This is a genomic window from Leptospira terpstrae serovar Hualin str. LT 11-33 = ATCC 700639, from assembly GCF_000332495.1.
Lineage (GTDB): Bacteria > Spirochaetota > Leptospiria > Leptospirales > Leptospiraceae > Leptospira_A > Leptospira_A terpstrae.
Genome location: NZ_AOGW02000010.1, coordinates 514,095 through 529,773 on the forward strand (window position 1 = coordinate 514,095; position 15,679 = coordinate 529,773).

The following is a 15,679-nucleotide window of genomic DNA, read 5'->3' on the forward strand; positions in this document are numbered from 1 at the left end:
CTAAAAAGAATCTTCGACTGAAGCGAAAGCTAAATAGAAAATTAGAATCGATTAGGGAACCGGAGCAGGTTCTATAGATGTTTCTTCTGCTTTTGGCGTAGCACCACCTAACTGATTTAAATTAGGAAGGTCAACCTTTGGTGAAGAAAACGTACCTCGGATCGGAATACATGTTTTTCCCCCTTCTTGTGGGAGGAGAGCCACCATCCCCACTAAGTCCTGGCGTTCCTGCGCAAACTTATCCGTAAGAGAAAAACAAACCTTTAAATCTAATTGCGAGTAAGCAAAAGTATCAGAAAGACGAACCACTCCCTGGAATTGGAATTTGGCAAGGGAAGATTCCAAAATTCCTCGTTCCAAAAGTAACTTTCCAGAGCGAATTTTAAAAACAATATTTGCCTTACGGATGTCAGTTCCTTTCAAACTTCCTAAAAAAGGAATTTCTGGTGATTCTTTAATTTTTCCGCCAGATAAATCAATCTCCCCTTCTCCATTCCATTTTGTAATTTTATCATCTAATGGCGAAAGTCGTAACGGAATATCAAGAGTTTGGACACTAGCGGCCCACTCGCTGCCTTCGAAACTAAAGTATCCAATATTTGCGTCGCCATCCAAACGGGACTGAAGCAATCCCAAAAGAGAGACACCTAAACTAATTTCTTCTGCTTTAATCGAAGTACCTGATGGAAAACTAGCCACGAAACTATCAAAAGATTTTCTTCCAATCATTGGGAACTGAATTTCTTTTGCATCCATAAAGATCCCAGTTTCTTTACCTGTTTTGATAAGAATAGAACGGACAATTTCATTCAGGGGAAAAATAAAAAGTGTAAATATTAGAAAAGAAACAAAAGCAATACCAACAAGAGTAAAAATTTCCTTCCGATTTACTTTAGTATGTTCTTCGTCACCATCTTCATCAAACAAATCACCATCGTCTTCCAGAAGACTTTCCTGGACTTCTTGGTCTTCTTCATTTTGAAAATCGTCTTCCAATTCACTTTCTTTTGGCATTTTATTTCCCTTTGGATAAACGACTATACGATGAGATTTTTAAATTCACATCGTATATTTCTTTTTCTGCAAATGGTTTTCTGAAACTGAGTAAATCAACCTTTGCTTGGATTTGTTTGTTCTTTTCTATATCATAGACAAGTTTAATGATATCTTGCAAAAGAACGGAACGAAAAGACACATCAATCGTAATTTTATTATAGTCCTTTTGGATGACATTACTTGTATCCTTCATCGTTTGGACTTTGTCTTTTAAATTATATCTAACTAGAATTTGATCTAGTTTCGAATACATAACACTTACATCTTCTTCGCTTCCACCTGACTGTAATCCACGCAAATAATTATATTCACGAATCACTCGATCAAGTTCGGTAGCCTGCGACCTAGTTTCGAAAATTTCTTCCGTCAGACTGTTTCGCAAATCTGAAAACAAAGTGATAATGGTATAAATTCCAAGAAGAGCCACGAAACTGATTAAACCAGTGACTAAAACACGTTCTCTATCATTCAGCCGGTCAAACATTATGGTTCATCCTTAGGAGTCACAACATCCATTTTGATTTTAAAACTGACTTTGAATTTGTTTACTCCAGTGATGAGTCTCTTATTTTGAATTTGTATATTAGTGAATTTTTCTGATTTTTCTAAAGCCGATTGGATGGTTCCAATTTCCCCAAATTCATTAACTCGACCATAAATTTGAATTTCCTTTTCTTCAAAATTGAACTGATCCAAAATAAAAGGCAAAACATCGGGCGAAGGAAATTGTTCAGTGGCTTCATTCAAAACATCCAAAACACTTTCTTGGGAAAGAAACAATCGATAGATTTCCGTTTTCTTTCTTTCGGCTTTTAGTTTTTTGTTTGCTTCGGTAAGTGGATCTTCCTCTTCACCGAGTTCTCCACCAATTCCATTTTTGTATTTTTCTAATAACACCTGTTTATTCGCAGTTATTTTCCGTTTATCTAAAATGATTCCGATGAGAAACACTCCAAACAAAAGCATAAGGGAAATGCTTACGAGAATTAGGTGAGGTTTGAAAGCAGATAATTTAAACCTATTGGTATGAATCTTTTTAGCAAATCCTGTTTCTAGAAAATTAACCCTATTGCGAGATTCAAAATGAGTACCAGTTGCCACTGCAGTAACAAAACTCGGATCATTAATTCCTAAAAATTCATAACGTCCAGTTTTGATTCCTAACTTTTCTTCTAAATAAGCGGTGAGTCCTGGATACAAACTCGCTCCACCAGACAAAAGAATCAGACTTGGCCGTTCCGTTTCTGGAAGTGAAAAAATACTATTTTCAACTTCGTGAATCAGTTGTTCAATTTTTGCTAAAATAAACTTTCGAATTGATTTCCACTGAGTGGAAGTTATGTGGAATTTGGAAAAAAAACTTATTTCTTCCGATTTTTCTACCGTTTCAAAAAGAAAACCTATAGGTAAGGATTCCTTAAGTGCTCGCGCATCTTCCAATTCAATTTTAAGGAGGTTCGCAATTTCTAAACTCACGTCTTCTCCACCAATATAAATTTGGCGGGTGTGGCGAAGTTTTCCTTCAAAAAGAACATTCAGAATGCTATACTTTCCTCCAAGATCCAATTGAAGAATGGATTGTTCTGCAAGTATTAGAGGAAAGTTTTTTGTCACTAAAGAGGAGAGTGCAAAAGAATCTAATGACAAACAAGATAGAGAAAGATCACCTTTAGCAAAAGGTTTTAATGCTCGGAGAAGTTCTGAATGGTGGACATTGAAAGAAATAACTTCTGAGTTTTCTTTATTCGATCTCCATGTTTTGCCGATGACTTCCAGTTCCTCCATCGGATAGGGAACTAAATTTTCCACCTCAAATGGTAATACTTCTTGGATGGCTTTTTCAGAAACCAATGGTACGGTGAGGTCCCTTACAAATAGATTGTGAATTCCTAAATTAATAAGGAAACGGTTTTCTTCAGGGAAAAAACTTTGAATGAAACGAATGATATTGTATTCAAAAGGATCTCCTTCAGATTCGTCCAGTTCAACAACCGGAAGACTTTCTGTTCGAAGGATCACTACTTTTCCGAGTACCTTTTTAAAAAGGACTCCTTTTAGAAACGTTGAACCATAATCGATAGCTAGGTATTGGTCAAATGATAACATAATTAATCTTCAGTATAGTATAACATTTGGTTGTTGGTGAGGTCAAAAAGACCTGATACCTTTCGAACCACTTTATCCTTTATAATCCCAACCCCTGTGATTTTATAAACTTCGCCCTTGGTTTTGATACGACCACCAGAGACATCTGTACCCTCTCCCGCCAGTTCCTTATACAGAGTGAGGTCCCCTGTTGTTTTCACTTGGAATTCTGGTTCGGTCTCCAGATCTTTCAATTCTTTAATATAGCCTCCTTTCTGCAACTTGAGTTTCAAAATTTTCATAGCGGCTTGTTTGGTCATAAAGTCAGAAAGGGAAATGAGGACAAAATAAGGGGCTGTATTGATATTGATCCGATCGTCATAGGAATCACCCGCAGGCAAGTAGGCAGTGATATTATTTGAGAGCACATAATCTTTATCGGAACGAAGGGCCCTTTCCTCCTCTGTCATAAAGTCCTTGGAATTATTTTTGTCATAGTCCTTAGGTTTCAAACTTTCATAGACTACGGATCGATCAAATCCTTTGACACTTAACAGTTCCGAAAGTGAATAGAGGGGAGCATTTTTAATTTTTCTCGGTGGCGAAAGCCGGTTATAGTAGTACTGTTCGGCCCCCCCACCGGTTTCCTGGTGATTTTCATCGATCCAATCCAAAATGGGAAAAATCATCTCTCGTTTTAAACCAAATTGATAGAAAAGGCGAGTGACCATCTCGATTGTTCTTTGGTTCGGTTGGTCATCGTAAATTTTCACTAAAGAGTTAATGTTGATCTTCCCATCTTCTGGACTCATAGTGTAATAAATAACCCCCCCACCTAGTGGTATCGGTGGCGGATCCATAGCAAGGCCCGACTGATATAAAACCTCTTCAGGAATTTTTTTCAAAGCACCCACTGCTCCCATAAACCCTGCTTTCGCTAGCATATGAGCTCGAAAACCATCAGCCTGTGAACGAGCCACTCGGTATTCTGTAGCTGCATCCTCAAAGAATTTTGAAGCAGTGAACATAGAAGCGGTACCAATGGCCATCACAAGGAGATAGACCATAAACCCCTGTTTTGTTTTTTTATTTGTAGAGGATAACCGGATGCGCAAGAGATTCATATTTAACAAAGGCATTCCCCACTAATGATATAATTTCAAATCGAATCAGTCTTGGAATTTTTTTCGTTGTTCGGGAATTCCAATCATCAACCCATTTATCTCCACGTTCAGAAAATTTCATTTGAAAACTCTTTACATTTTCGAGTAATACGTGTTCTACGCCACCTTGTGTCGGGAAGGTATCAATCATCTCATCCTCCCTACGAATTAAATAAGACAACCCACTCATCTTTGGATTAGGCATCTTTCGCAAATAAAAGGAAACTTCCCGAACAGAAGCCTGCCCTTCTTCTTCCGAATTTGGGTTGGCTGTTGCAAAAACAACACGATCGTTCCTTCCTCCTGTGACTCCATCTTGTTTACCCACAAACAAAATTCGTTTCTGGTTATCTATAAAGTAGGTACGGGCAAGGGTTCCTCTAATATTCTCCATAGCATAAAGAATATCTTTTCTATTGGCTCCTTTATTAGAGGCGCCTTTTTTGGAAATTTTATTCGCAGTATAAAATACGGAGAATATACCTGTGAAAATGACCGCCATAATCATAACGACGATAGAAATCTCCACCAAGGTAAACCCACGTCTATGTCGCGACATAACAAACACTAGTATTTAGTACTCCGGAAAGTTTCTACGCTATAGGTTTCCTTTTTATTTCCATCCGAATAAAAAATGGAAACTTTCACACGGAAAACTTTAAGAACCCCACCTGTTTCAAAACTTTTTTTCTGACCACGTTTTTTCATTAAGTCACTAAAGCCAACGTCTTTATCACCTAACATATCTTTTGGTGCTTTTTTTCGAAGTGCTTCCGCATTGGGCCCACCAGCAAGTTTCAATAAATCCATTTCTTCTTCTTTGATTTCTGTTTCAAAGGTGTAACCTGGAAAGGCATCGATTGAACCACGGGATGTATCCGTCTGCATTGTGGTGGATGAGTCTACCTGTGCCATTTTAATTTTTGCTAAATGGACTGCATTGGCAAGTAAGACCGCCTTTTTCTGATACGAAATTCCTTCGGCAATTAGGGAATATGTGTAAGTCATGACCATAGCAGCCATTGCCATCGCTATGGTGACTTCGAAAAGTGTAAAGGCTTGACGAAAATATTTATTTAGGTTGGGTTTTTGCATTGGAGTCCACCTGTTCATCTCTTTCGTCAAGTCCATAAGAAACCTTTTCAATAGCCTTAGTTTCAGGTTCTGGGAAATATTCCGTTTTATGAATTTTTATTTTTCCACCATAACAGTAGATTTGAATGGTTCTTTTGATTTCTGTATCTGAACCTACATATAAAAATAAATCAGTAGTGGTTCCTTGTGGAGTAAATACAATTCGGATTTTACCTTCCGATCTTGGTTTTCCACCTAAATCCCGTACGCTGACAATTTTTGAATAAAACGGGAGAGTCACTTTTTTTAAAATTGCTTCTTCTTCCAATCCCCCTTCTTCTCTTTTTAAAAGAAAAAACTGGTATTCCCTTTTTTCAAAATCATATTGAAATAGGACTGCTTGGTTGGTTAATTGTGCTTTGTTATAACCGAATTTAAAGGATTCCTGTAATTTTACAGCGATATCTTCCGTGGAGGGAATGATGAGGTTACGGAGGGTTCCTCCAACAATCACCATGATAAGCCCAAGTATGGAGATCACTACGACGATCTCAATCAAAGTGAGACCATCGCGTAATTTCCGTTTGGTTTTCAGAACCGGTATTTTATCGGAAAGCTGCCGGGTAATCATCCGGTGAAAGGATATTAAAGTCTTTACCTTTTCCTTCGCCACCTTCTTTTTTATCATCACCTAGAGTAACAATTTGAGGGACAGCTCCTTCAAACTTTAGCACGTAAGGTGTTTTCCACGGATCTTTCAAAACAGCTTTCTCACGAATGATAGGTTCGTAATCGTCACCAATTTTATCGTCGTCTGGTTTCTCGATTAACGCTTGTAAACCTTGTTCTTCTGAAGGATATTTATCATATACTTCTAAATATCTTTCCAACGCAGTTTTTAACACGGCACTATCGTTTTTCAGCTTCAATTTTTTTTCGCCTTCACCCCGGTTTCCGATACTGGAGTAAAGAATGGCCATGAGTGATCCTAAAATGAGCATTACCACTGTAATCTCGATTAAGGTGAGTCCCTCACGAATCTTTCTGTGTTTCCCTTTAGTTTTCATAAACTCTACATCCCCTGGATTTCTTGAGTTAGTTTGTACATTGGCGTCATAATTGCCGCCATAATGGTAAAAATAATTCCACCCATTACAATGATCATCATTGGTTCTAATGATTGTGTCAAAGATTTTATTGCCGTGTCGACCTCGGATTCATAGATTTCCGAGAGTTTATTCATCATTTCGGGAACTTTATCGGATGCTTCTCCGGCACTGAGCATCCCAAGTACCATCTGGGGAAGGACTTGCGAACCTTGTAAGGAATCAGATAATTTCCCCCCTTCTTTGATTTTGATAATTGCACTTTCAATTTCTTCTTTAAAAACGGTATGTCCCACCACATCTGAAACGATGTTCAAAGACACAATGAGTGGAACCCGGTTCATGAGAAGAATGGAAAGGTTCCTTGCAAAATTGGAAACTAAGATTTTACGAAGTAAGGTTCCAATCACCGGTAAACCAAGTAAAAACCGGTCCCAAACCTTTTTCCCTTCCCCTGAACTTTTCCACTTTAAAAAACTAAGTAAACCGGCAGCAATCGCACCTAAAATAAAAAACCAATAGTTTGTCAGTACATAGGATAAAAATATCACTCCGCGAGTTAAGAGCGGAAGTTTTGCATCAAAAGATGCGAACAACTGTTCAATTTGAGGAATAACCACTACGAGTAGAAATATTGATACACCAAGTGACAGTAACCCCATAATCATTGGATAAATCATTGCCACTTGGACTTTTGATTTTAACTCCGAAGATTTTTCCTCTAGTTCTGCTAACCTATGTAATGTGTTTTCGTAGTTTCCTGTGGATTCACCGACAGAAATCAAACTAGGGTATTGGTCAGGGAAAACCGTTTTGTGTTTTTTCATGGACTCAGAAAGGCTCATCCCTTCTGTGATGTCAGCTCTCATCTCAATCAAAACTTTTTTGAAGTATATGTTTTCGACTTGGTCAATGATAGAAAGTAAACATTTATCGAGAGGTATTCCTGCACCAATCAGTGTTCCCAATTGTTTACAAAACAAACCTACATCTTTTCGGGGAATTCGGTATAATAACTTGGATAAAAAAGGAAAGAGTTCCCTTTCTTCTTTTTCACGGTCTTCCTGTATGGAACGAACGTAGAGTCCTTTCGCCTTAAGCTTGTTACGTGCCGCCTGAAGATTGGGAGCATCAATGATATTTTTTTCTTCTTTGCCTTTTCGGTTGAAAGCTACGTAAGTAAAGAGTGGCATAAAATTTATGATACTCGAAGGACTTCTTCGGGAGTGGTTACACCTTCAATCACTTTGAATTTGCCGTATTCTTGGAGCGTAGAAAGGCCATTTTTTATAGCAAGTTCTTTGATTCGGTTTGAATCAGCACCTTGCAAAATCGCACGTTTGATTTCATCATTCATTATGAGAAGTTCATACAATCCAGTTCTTCCTTTGTATCCTGAGTTTAGACAAGAAGCGCAACCTTTCCCGCGATACAAGACCCCATTTTTTAATTCTTTTCTCTGGATTCCAAGGCCAGCCAAATCTTTGTCTGTTGGTTTGTAAGAAGTTTTACAATCCTTACAAATGACCCGAACAAGCCTTTGGGCCATAAATCCAAGTACGGAACTGGTAATCAGATAGGGCTCTATTCCCATATCGACAAGCCTTGTGACGGCAGCGGACGCATCGTTTGTATGCAGAGTAGAAAAAACCAAGTGTCCTGTAAGAGAGGCTTGGATGGCAATTCTTGCCGTTTCTTCATCCCGGATCTCTCCCACCATCACCACATCCGGATCCTGACGAAGGATAGACCGAAGTCCCGCAGCAAAGGTAAGACCAATTTTATCATTCATTTGCATTTGGGAGATCCCATCCATTTGGTATTCCACTGGATCTTCGCAAGTGATGATATTTCTTTCTTCTGTATTGATTTCAGAAAGTGCGGAATACAAGGTTGTAGATTTACCAGATCCCGTTGGGCCAGTTACTAAGATAATTCCATATGGTTTATAAATGAGTTCTTTAAAGTCTTTAAGGATTTCCTTGTTAAAACCCATAGTATCAATGGAATACTTTTGATCTGTTTTATTGAGAATCCGCATTACAATGCGTTCACCAAATTGGCAAGGGATGATTGAAACCCGTACGTCCACATCCTTTCCCGCTAACCGCAGTTTGATCCTACCATCTTGTGGCAAACGGTTCTCAGCAATGTTCAAATTGGACATGATTTTGATACGTGTGGAAATTCCCGCCAAATAAGATTTAGGTGGATTTAAAACTTTTTGCAAAACACCATCCACACGATAACGAACCACTACTGATTTTTCGAATGGTTCCACGTGAATATCTGAAGCCCTTTCGGAAACAGCCTGTGATAAAATTACGTTCACCATCTTAATGATGGGAGCTTCATTCGAAAGGTCTAAGGCATCTGATTCAAAGGCATCCGAGAGATCGCCAAAACTCCCATCCATCTCGTCCATCATCTCTTTTGCTTCGGCAGTTGTTTTGTCGAACTGAGAGTGAACGATCCTCATGATTTCGTTTTCCGTTGCGAGAACGAATTGAATTTCGTATCCTTTTAAAAAGGATCGCATATCATCCATTGGGTGGAGGTCTGTGGGATCACATGTGGCAACGATTACTTTTTTGCCTTTGACCGAAACCGGAACAATTTTAGAACGTTGGACTAGTTTTAAAGGAATTTTTCCAAAAACTTCTTCATTAGCAACAAACTCGAGTTTGTCGATAAATTCCATTCGGTGGAGCTTGGATAAGGCTTTTAGAATGTCAGTTTCGGAAGCGAGACCTTTTTTCTGGATGATATGAGTGATGGGAAGATTAGTTTTTTCCTGTTGTTTGGAAATATCCTCAAGATCCTTTATTGTAAGAATCCCATCTTCTAATAGAATTTGGCCTAAACTCTTTCTCATCGCAGTTTCTTTTCTCGTTCGTCGACCATCCTTTCTTGTTCATTTTTCTTTTGGATGGTCATTCGATCCGATTTATCTCGGTCGTCCAAAATATGAGGTGTTAAAAACACCATCAAATTGGTTTTACGATTTTGATTGGTAGTTCTGCGAAAGAGAGTTCCAAGTAGTGGAATCTCACCTAAAATTGGGATCTTTTGTACTTTCTTTTGTTTGTCATTGGAAAGAAGCCCCCCGATAACAATGGTTTGGATATTATCCACAACGATAGTAGTTTTTATATCTCGTTTGTTAAACGTTGGGTTTCCCCCTGTAGCTTCAGAAGAAATCCCTGCTACGTTTTTAATCTCTTGGTAAAGATCTAAAGTGATACGATTGTTTTTGTTGATATGCGGTGTGAACTTGAGTTTAATCCCTGTGGGACGGTATTCAAAGTTTGCAACCGTCACGGCATTGTCCCCACCGAGACCTGCGTTACGGTTTTGTGTTCGAACGGGAACATCCTGCCCTACGTTGATTTCCGCTTCTTGGTTATCCAAGGTCAATATCTGAGGAGCTGACAATACGTTGAAATTTTCATTGGTTGAGTTTGCATTCAAAATACCAATGATTTGTTGGCCCCCTCTACGAATGAAACCAAGGGAGAAACCAGAAAGAGTGTTTACGTTAGTGGGACGACCATTTTTATCAATCACTCCCCCTTGTGCCGCAAGACCTGTGTTAAACTGTCCATAGGCCAACTCTTGGTAACGCCAATCGATACCAAAGTCATTGAGGTCAGTGGAACTAAGTTCCACAATAAGGACTTCGAGTAACACCTGTTTTCTGGGTGTATCTAGGATTTTAATGATTTTTTTAATTTCTTCCCACTCTTGAGGAGTTGCCGTCACAATCAGTGAGTTGGATTCTTTGTGAGCTACTGCTTTGATTTTATCTTGTTTTCCTGGGACCTTTGGTGCCTGAGCAACAGGTTGTGGTGGAGCTGCTGGTTTTCCATCAGGGCCTGGTTCTCCCGGTGGACCTTGTGCCGGTGCCATAGGAGCATCGGGCATATCCAATTTTACCAAAATGGCAGCCAACTTTTCTGCTTCATTGTATTCCAAAGTATAAATATGGATATCACCAGCAGAGGAAATGGAACCTGGACCATCGGCTCGTACATCTAAATTATCAACTAACTTGAGTAATTTGTTAATATCGGATGTGGAACCCGAAAAAATCAAAGTGTTTTGGTTTTTGGGAATGATGATATCTGTATCAGGAGAAGTGACCCGTTTGAGAATAGGTTCGAGCTCTACAGCGTTCGAAAATTCCAAGGGAACAATTTGAGTAATGGTTTTATTTAAGGAAACATCAGCCTCTGAAACTGGATCTTTTCCTATCCGAACAATCGGAGATTTAGCAAGAGCATCTTTGATTTTAACTACTTTAATAAGATCATTCTCTTCGATGAGTCCAAAACCTTGAGTCTCTAATACAGATTTCATAAATCCGTAAGCATCTTCAATTTTGACTCGTTTTTGTGAGATGATGGTGATCTTCTTTCCCTTCACCGCATCATCGATTAGAATATTTCGTTTGATGATGGCACTCATTCCCATAAGGAAATCTTTGAGTTCTGTGTCCCGCCAATCGGCAGTGAAACTTGCAGGTTCTGGTGAGGATTTGGCCTTTGGTTTCCCTTTCTCTTGAGAAAAGCTAGGAGTGACAAATAAATAGAGGCAAATACTCAGTACTACTAAAGGAAGACGATTTCTCATTTTAATTCCGAATGATAAATTCATATGTGATTATTTTGCCTTGTCTCTCTAAATCCACTGTAATTTTCGGTGCTTGTTTGATCGAACCCCAAATTTCCAACATTTTCTCTGTTTCGTTGAGTGGCATTCCATTGACTCGTTTGATAATATCCCCACCGCGTGCACCTAGGGAATAAAATACATGGTCTTTTGCCACCTGATAGATCTTGTAACCCTCGATCTTTCCGTCTACCAAATGAGGACCAAACCTTGCATTTTTATAGATGGTGTTCGGGTCTTTCAGTTTGCGATTCACGTCCTCACGGGAAAGAACTTTTTGAACCGTTTGGCTGGATGGGCCTAAATTAGAAACTGCGGCAGCATCTTTGGGACGGATACGTTCTTTTGCCTGTGCTGGTGTTTCTCCAATATTGACTCTGAGGCTAAGACCTCCCTTTTTCAATACCACATAATGTTGTTCGATGGTTTGGACTTTATAACCACCTACCATCTCACCAGTTCCATACTCTTCCGAATCATTATTTTGTTTTTCACGGATAGTCACCCGGGCAAAAGACCAATGCCCAGATAGAGTTCCTGTTATCAACATCTGGTCATCATCCCCATTGTCCTGAGCAATTTCTGGATCGAGAGGAGATCCATCTGCCCCGCGTTTGGTGGTATCATTAGGATCAAATACCTGACCTCGTATGAGATTTCCCGTAACAATATCTTCGTAAGTACTGACAGCCAAAATCACTTCCTGGCGCATTTGTTTCGGACGTGTGTTTCCTGCGACGCTTATCCCTGTTTCTGTAGAAAACAAAAGTAAGAGGACAAGTTTCAGCAAATAGGCGAGTGAAAAGGAAAAAAGTAAAACCGCCGGAATCAATGTCAAAAACTGACTCGATTGGATTCTTTGAAGGATTGAATTCATGCTCCCCACAAATCGGAGAAAGACCCCGATTACATTCCGGCTACTTCAGATTTGGGAAGTCGTGTGACTTGTTTTTCCGTGATGCTTAAAGCTGATTCGGGATTCATTATTTTCCCGTTTCGAAACACTTCAAAATGCAGATGTGCTCCTGTTGCTGTGCCTGTCCTTCCGACAAGGGCAACTACACGACCCATCTTCACCGTTTCCCCAACCTCAACTAAAATCTGGGAACAATGGGCGTAAACTGTTTTATAACCGTTTTTGTGTTGGATGGTGACCGAATTGCCATACCCACCGTTACGACCAGTAAATACCACTTCTCCATCAGCAGCAGAAAGAACGGGAGCCCCTACTTTGGCCGCTAAGTCAAGGCCTGTATGGTAAACGCGATTGTATTTATTAAAAGGATCCACTCTTCTTCCATACCGAGAAGTCACTCGGCTTTGTGGAACAGGCATAATAAAGATTTTTTTGAGAACCACACGAGAAGAAGAAGCATTCTTCACTTGCACAGGAACTTCTAAAACCTGGCCAATCTTTAATTGGTCACTGGTGAGCCCGTTGTGTTTTTTTAGTTTGGCTAGTTCGATGGAAAAGGAACGAGCAATCTTTGAAAGATTGTCCTTCTTTTGTACTGCATATTTTTTTAATATGATACCAGATTCGTGAACCACTGTATTACTTACAACAGGAGAGACATCAATGTATTTTGGCAAATCGAGAGAAGCAAGTTCCACCTCTTCCTCATCCCCATTGGAATTTACACCAACGGAAAAGAGTTTATGAATTTCAGATTCTTGTGATTGCGAACCAAAAAGTCGAAACATTCCTGATTCACTACCGGGAATTGTCTCATTAATTTCAGAATGGATTTTTTGGAATGGGTTGGCTACGATTTGGGTTCCAGAAAGAACAAGGAGAGATAGTGTTACCAACCGAAAGATCTTCACAGCTAAATTATCGGGACCTAAGGGTAAGAATCTTGAACAAGAAACAAAGAAAGAATCGAAACGAATTACCTGCGACAATACGACACCCAAACCTTTACTTCTTTGTCTTTTTGACATTGGATTCAACTAAAGTGAATTTTTTACCAACCCACTCATCAACATCTTCCAAGTCATACTGCTTTTTCTTTACATCATCATTGATGATGTAGGCTGCCAATTTACCGACAGAAGACTCTCTAGACTCTGCAATGGGATAAACCTTCAATTTTAAGAGTGAAGGAGTGGATTCAATATAGATCTTAACAAGAGTCCCTTTTTTCCAAACTTCCGTTTGTGAAAACTTGATCTCCTCTTGTAAGGCATATGTCTTTCCATCATAGTATTCATTGATTTCCCTTAATTTTTCTTTTTTGATCAACCGTTGGGAACAATGACTGAACGCAAGGAGAAGAACGAGGGGAATTACACGAATGATACTACAATTCAAAGCAAACTCTGAGGAAAAGTCACCATGATGCCTCAATTATGAAAAGCCTTTTTTATTTTTTGGCCCAAAAGAGAGATTTCACTACCCAGACCAGTTGTGATCCCCAAACGAGCAGAAGTCGGAAGCCTGTTATACGAATGGAATGGAACCAAAGAAATCCAAGTGGAAGTAGGAATTCGTAGAGGACTTCCAGGTTTTCAGATTTTAGGTTGCGCCACTTTATCCACTAAAGAGTCCAGAGACCGCATCCGTTTGGCTCTGGAGGCTTCTGGATATCTCTTCCCACTAGAAACCATCATTGTAAACTTAAAACCCGCTCATATCCCTAAACGTATGGTCTGTTTGGATTTGGCGATTGCCGTTGGAATCTTAATGGCAACTGACCAAATCAAAATCCCTGAAGGCAAAGTTCATTTTTTGGGTGGGCTCGGATTAGATGGAACTGTCCTTGGAGGCCAGGAACTTTTGCCTTACCTCTGGCAAAATCGTTTGTCTGCAGAAGTTTCTCTTTGTCTTCCGGGGAATCTAAAGAAGGACAAAATTCCACAAGGTCGGTATTACTTCCTCGACCACTTAGATGGACTACGAAATCTCCCAGGGACGATTCCTGATAACCGCGAAGTGCTCACTCCAAGTATGGATTCCCTAACATGGGAACATGTATTTTTAGATCCCTACCAAATGAAAACCTTCCAAGGACTTCTGTATTCTCTTCTTGGCAAACACCATAGTCTATTGTTAGGAAGCCCTGGTTCAGGAAAAACAATGATGCATAGGATGTTGGAATCCCTACTCCCACCAAAAGAAACAAGAGATCCTAACGACCAAGGAGTTTGGACTTGGGGTGGTGATTTTGAAGTTCCATCGAACAAACGACCTTTCCGTGCACCTCACCATTCGGCAACCGAAGTTGGGCTTGTGGGCGGTGGACTTCCTTTCCAACCAGGGGAAATTTCAAAATCATACGGTGGTATTCTTTATTTAGATGAGGCATTGGAATTTAGAGATCGCATTTTAGAAAGTTTAAGAATGCCAATGGAAGATTCGTATTTAGAAATTGTTCGGATGAATGAAAAAACAAAACTAAAAACCGACTTCACCTTAATGTTATCAGCAAACCCCTGCCCTTGTGGAAACTACCATAGCAAACAAATCTGCCATTGTTCCTTACAAAAGATTCGTTTGTATTTACAGAAAATCAGCGGTGCATTTTTAGATAGAATCACCATCTTTCAAACGTTATTCGAAACAACGAATGAAAGATGTATCAAGTTGGAAGAATCAAAAATGAAAAATATTCTTTTGGAACGGTTTGCCTTTCGAAATACAAGGACCGTTCCAGAGGATGAAGAAAAGAAAATTCAGAAAATTTTAGATACAGAATCTCAGACCAAACAATTATCCTTACGAAAGAAAAAACAAATTATTTCTCTAACAAGAACCATTGCCGATTGGGATCTTTCCTCCCGAACGAAGGAAGCACACATTTGGGAGGCAGTTCAGTATTCTATCGGTTACCAGTGGATTTACAGCCTAGGGTAATTACTTCGATATAAAATGTGAAATTTCCATTGCAATTTTATTGATCGCATAATCCATATAAGCTGGATCATCTATCTTTTTTTTGTAATTTTCAAATTTCTTCTGAATGGTAGAAGCCATCCCCCGTTTCCGGAGTAATACAGGATCTGGACCAAATTCATCGGTTTCTGCCAAATTTCCAAAAATACTAAATTGTTTCATGCGGTTACTTCCTTGTAACATTCAAACTCTCATCCTTGAGAGCGTTTTCCCTTAAGGGATACATGACCAATCGGCCCGGTACAAAAATCCCTTGATGAAGTTATTTAGAAGATTGAAGAATAAAAATGAACTTCCTTTTTTTCAGTGATATGGATCAAATTAAACGAAGGTGTTAGGTGGTAAAATGCTGGTATTTCCTTAAGTAAATAGTAATATACCTTCCGCATTCGGTTGCGTTTTGTCTCATGAAAGCATTCTAAAGGATGAAACCCACTACTTTCGCTCCAGAATTTTACTTCTGAACAGTGAAGAATTTCGTCCTTAAAACTGATTATGTCTAGTTCCCCAAATGCTTTCCGATAGTTCCGAAAAAGAATCCAATGGCCTTTAGATTCCAAATAACCGATGGCAAAGTCTTCGCCGAGACGGCCCTGTCTTGTTTTTTCCTGTGTTCTAGGAGATTCCAA

The 15,679-nt window shown here is 39.3% G+C and carries 17 protein-coding genes; 1 reads left to right on the forward strand and 16 read right to left on the reverse strand.

Annotation, left to right across the window (positions count from 1 at the left end; translation table 11 throughout):
* Positions 1-51 precede the first annotated feature (51 nt).
* The 14 genes from gspN to LEP1GSC203_RS10890 are packed head-to-tail and all read right to left on the reverse strand — an operon-like array spanning position 52 to position 13,445.
* Positions 52-1,014, reverse strand: coding sequence for a type II secretion system protein GspN (gene gspN, locus LEP1GSC203_RS10825; RefSeq protein ID WP_002974411.1), 963 nt, complete (start codon positions 1,012-1,014; stop codon positions 52-54).
* Position 1,015: 1 nt separating this feature from the next.
* Complete coding sequence (locus LEP1GSC203_RS10830; protein ID WP_002973793.1) at positions 1,016-1,540, reverse strand: hypothetical protein; 525 nt, start codon at positions 1,538-1,540, stop codon at positions 1,016-1,018.
* Positions 1,540-3,162 (reverse strand): cell division protein FtsA, encoded by a 1,623-nt coding sequence (pilM, locus tag LEP1GSC203_RS10835; RefSeq protein WP_002973652.1) that lies wholly within the window; start codon positions 3,160-3,162, stop codon positions 1,540-1,542. Before pilM ends, LEP1GSC203_RS10830 begins: the two co-directional genes overlap by 1 nt.
* Positions 3,163-3,164: 2 nt before the next feature.
* The gene (locus LEP1GSC203_RS10840; protein ID WP_232225868.1) at positions 3,165-4,265 is read right to left on the reverse strand and encodes a type II secretion system minor pseudopilin; all 1,101 of its coding nucleotides are present in this window, start codon (positions 4,263-4,265) and stop codon (positions 3,165-3,167) included.
* A complete protein-coding gene (locus tag LEP1GSC203_RS10845; protein ID WP_051064158.1) occupies positions 4,228-4,863 on the reverse strand; it encodes a type II secretion system protein GspJ in 636 nt (211 codons plus the stop codon). The genes LEP1GSC203_RS10840 and LEP1GSC203_RS10845 overlap by 38 nt, the downstream gene beginning before the upstream one ends.
* Positions 4,864-4,871: 8 nt before the next feature.
* Entirely contained in the window at positions 4,872-5,399 is a 528-nt protein-coding gene (locus LEP1GSC203_RS10850) for a prepilin-type N-terminal cleavage/methylation domain-containing protein (protein ID WP_002973955.1), read from the reverse strand.
* A complete protein-coding gene (locus tag LEP1GSC203_RS10855) occupies positions 5,377-6,009 on the reverse strand; it encodes a prepilin-type N-terminal cleavage/methylation domain-containing protein (RefSeq protein ID WP_084764937.1) in 633 nt (210 codons plus the stop codon). The genes LEP1GSC203_RS10850 and LEP1GSC203_RS10855 overlap by 23 nt, the downstream gene beginning before the upstream one ends.
* Positions 5,984-6,445: a type II secretion system protein GspG gene (locus tag LEP1GSC203_RS10860; RefSeq protein ID WP_002974101.1), complete on the reverse strand. Its 462-nt coding sequence runs from the start codon at positions 6,443-6,445 to the stop codon at positions 5,984-5,986. Before LEP1GSC203_RS10860 ends, LEP1GSC203_RS10855 begins: the two co-directional genes overlap by 26 nt.
* Positions 6,446-6,450: 5 nt before the next feature.
* Entirely contained in the window at positions 6,451-7,677 is a 1,227-nt protein-coding gene (locus LEP1GSC203_RS10865) for a type II secretion system F family protein (protein WP_002973876.1), read from the reverse strand.
* 5 nt (positions 7,678-7,682) lie between these two features.
* The gene (gene gspE, locus LEP1GSC203_RS10870) at positions 7,683-9,359 is read right to left on the reverse strand and encodes a type II secretion system ATPase GspE (RefSeq protein WP_002973966.1); all 1,677 of its coding nucleotides are present in this window, start codon (positions 9,357-9,359) and stop codon (positions 7,683-7,685) included.
* A complete protein-coding gene (gene gspD, locus LEP1GSC203_RS10875; protein WP_002973675.1) occupies positions 9,356-11,116 on the reverse strand; it encodes a type II secretion system secretin GspD in 1,761 nt (586 codons plus the stop codon). The genes gspE and gspD overlap by 4 nt, the downstream gene beginning before the upstream one ends.
* A gap of 1 nt (position 11,117) precedes the next feature.
* Complete coding sequence (locus LEP1GSC203_RS10880) at positions 11,118-12,032, reverse strand: hypothetical protein (protein ID WP_002973702.1); 915 nt, start codon at positions 12,030-12,032, stop codon at positions 11,118-11,120.
* A 29-nt stretch (positions 12,033-12,061) separates the two neighbouring features.
* A complete protein-coding gene (locus tag LEP1GSC203_RS10885; protein ID WP_002974343.1) occupies positions 12,062-13,099 on the reverse strand; it encodes a peptidoglycan DD-metalloendopeptidase family protein in 1,038 nt (345 codons plus the stop codon).
* Positions 13,077-13,445: a type II secretion system-associated lipoprotein gene (locus LEP1GSC203_RS10890; protein ID WP_084764963.1), complete on the reverse strand. Its 369-nt coding sequence runs from the start codon at positions 13,443-13,445 to the stop codon at positions 13,077-13,079. Before LEP1GSC203_RS10890 ends, LEP1GSC203_RS10885 begins: the two co-directional genes overlap by 23 nt.
* Positions 13,446-13,565: 120 nt before the next feature.
* Here LEP1GSC203_RS10890 and LEP1GSC203_RS10895 point away from each other — a divergent pair, with 120 nt between their 5' ends.
* Entirely contained in the window at positions 13,566-15,011 is a 1,446-nt protein-coding gene (locus tag LEP1GSC203_RS10895) for an ATP-binding protein (protein WP_002974474.1), read from the forward strand.
* On the opposite strand, the gene LEP1GSC203_RS10900 is transcribed toward LEP1GSC203_RS10895, so the two are convergent.
* Both LEP1GSC203_RS10900 and LEP1GSC203_RS10905 read right to left on the reverse strand, forming a co-directional pair.
* Positions 15,012-15,212: a hypothetical protein gene (locus LEP1GSC203_RS10900; protein WP_039937918.1), complete on the reverse strand. Its 201-nt coding sequence runs from the start codon at positions 15,210-15,212 to the stop codon at positions 15,012-15,014.
* Positions 15,213-15,316: 104 nt separating this feature from the next.
* On the reverse strand, positions 15,317-15,679 hold the full coding sequence (locus LEP1GSC203_RS10905; protein ID WP_002974185.1) for a YraN family protein: 363 nt from the start codon (positions 15,677-15,679) through the stop codon (positions 15,317-15,319).

What these genes read in the sequence shown, in the direction of transcription:
- gspN (WP_002974411.1), bottom strand. Translation starts at nt 1,014, where the DNA reads ATGCCAAAAGAAAGTGAATTGGAAGACGATTTTCAAAATGAAGAAGAC.
- LEP1GSC203_RS10830 (WP_002973793.1), bottom strand. Translation starts at nt 1,540, where the DNA reads ATGTTTGACCGGCTGAATGATAGAGAACGTGTTTTAGTCACTGGTTTA.
- pilM (WP_002973652.1), bottom strand. Translation starts at nt 3,162, where the DNA reads ATGTTATCATTTGACCAATACCTAGCTATCGATTATGGTTCAACGTTT.
- LEP1GSC203_RS10840 (WP_232225868.1), bottom strand. Translation starts at nt 4,265, where the DNA reads ATGAATCTCTTGCGCATCCGGTTATCCTCTACAAATAAAAAAACAAAA.
- LEP1GSC203_RS10845 (WP_051064158.1), bottom strand. Translation starts at nt 4,863, where the DNA reads ATGTCGCGACATAGACGTGGGTTTACCTTGGTGGAGATTTCTATCGTC.
- LEP1GSC203_RS10850 (WP_002973955.1), bottom strand. Translation starts at nt 5,399, where the DNA reads ATGCAAAAACCCAACCTAAATAAATATTTTCGTCAAGCCTTTACACTT.
- LEP1GSC203_RS10855 (WP_084764937.1), bottom strand. Translation starts at nt 6,009, where the DNA reads ATGATTACCCGGCAGCTTTCCGATAAAATACCGGTTCTGAAAACCAAA.
- LEP1GSC203_RS10860 (WP_002974101.1), bottom strand. Translation starts at nt 6,445, where the DNA reads ATGAAAACTAAAGGGAAACACAGAAAGATTCGTGAGGGACTCACCTTA.
- LEP1GSC203_RS10865 (WP_002973876.1), bottom strand. Translation starts at nt 7,677, where the DNA reads ATGCCACTCTTTACTTACGTAGCTTTCAACCGAAAAGGCAAAGAAGAA.
- gspE (WP_002973966.1), bottom strand. Translation starts at nt 9,359, where the DNA reads ATGAGAAAGAGTTTAGGCCAAATTCTATTAGAAGATGGGATTCTTACA.
- gspD (WP_002973675.1), bottom strand. Translation starts at nt 11,116, where the DNA reads ATGAGAAATCGTCTTCCTTTAGTAGTACTGAGTATTTGCCTCTATTTA.
- LEP1GSC203_RS10880 (WP_002973702.1), bottom strand. Translation starts at nt 12,032, where the DNA reads ATGAATTCAATCCTTCAAAGAATCCAATCGAGTCAGTTTTTGACATTG.
- LEP1GSC203_RS10885 (WP_002974343.1), bottom strand. Translation starts at nt 13,099, where the DNA reads ATGTCAAAAAGACAAAGAAGTAAAGGTTTGGGTGTCGTATTGTCGCAG.
- LEP1GSC203_RS10900 (WP_039937918.1), bottom strand. Translation starts at nt 15,212, where the DNA reads ATGAAACAATTTAGTATTTTTGGAAATTTGGCAGAAACCGATGAATTT.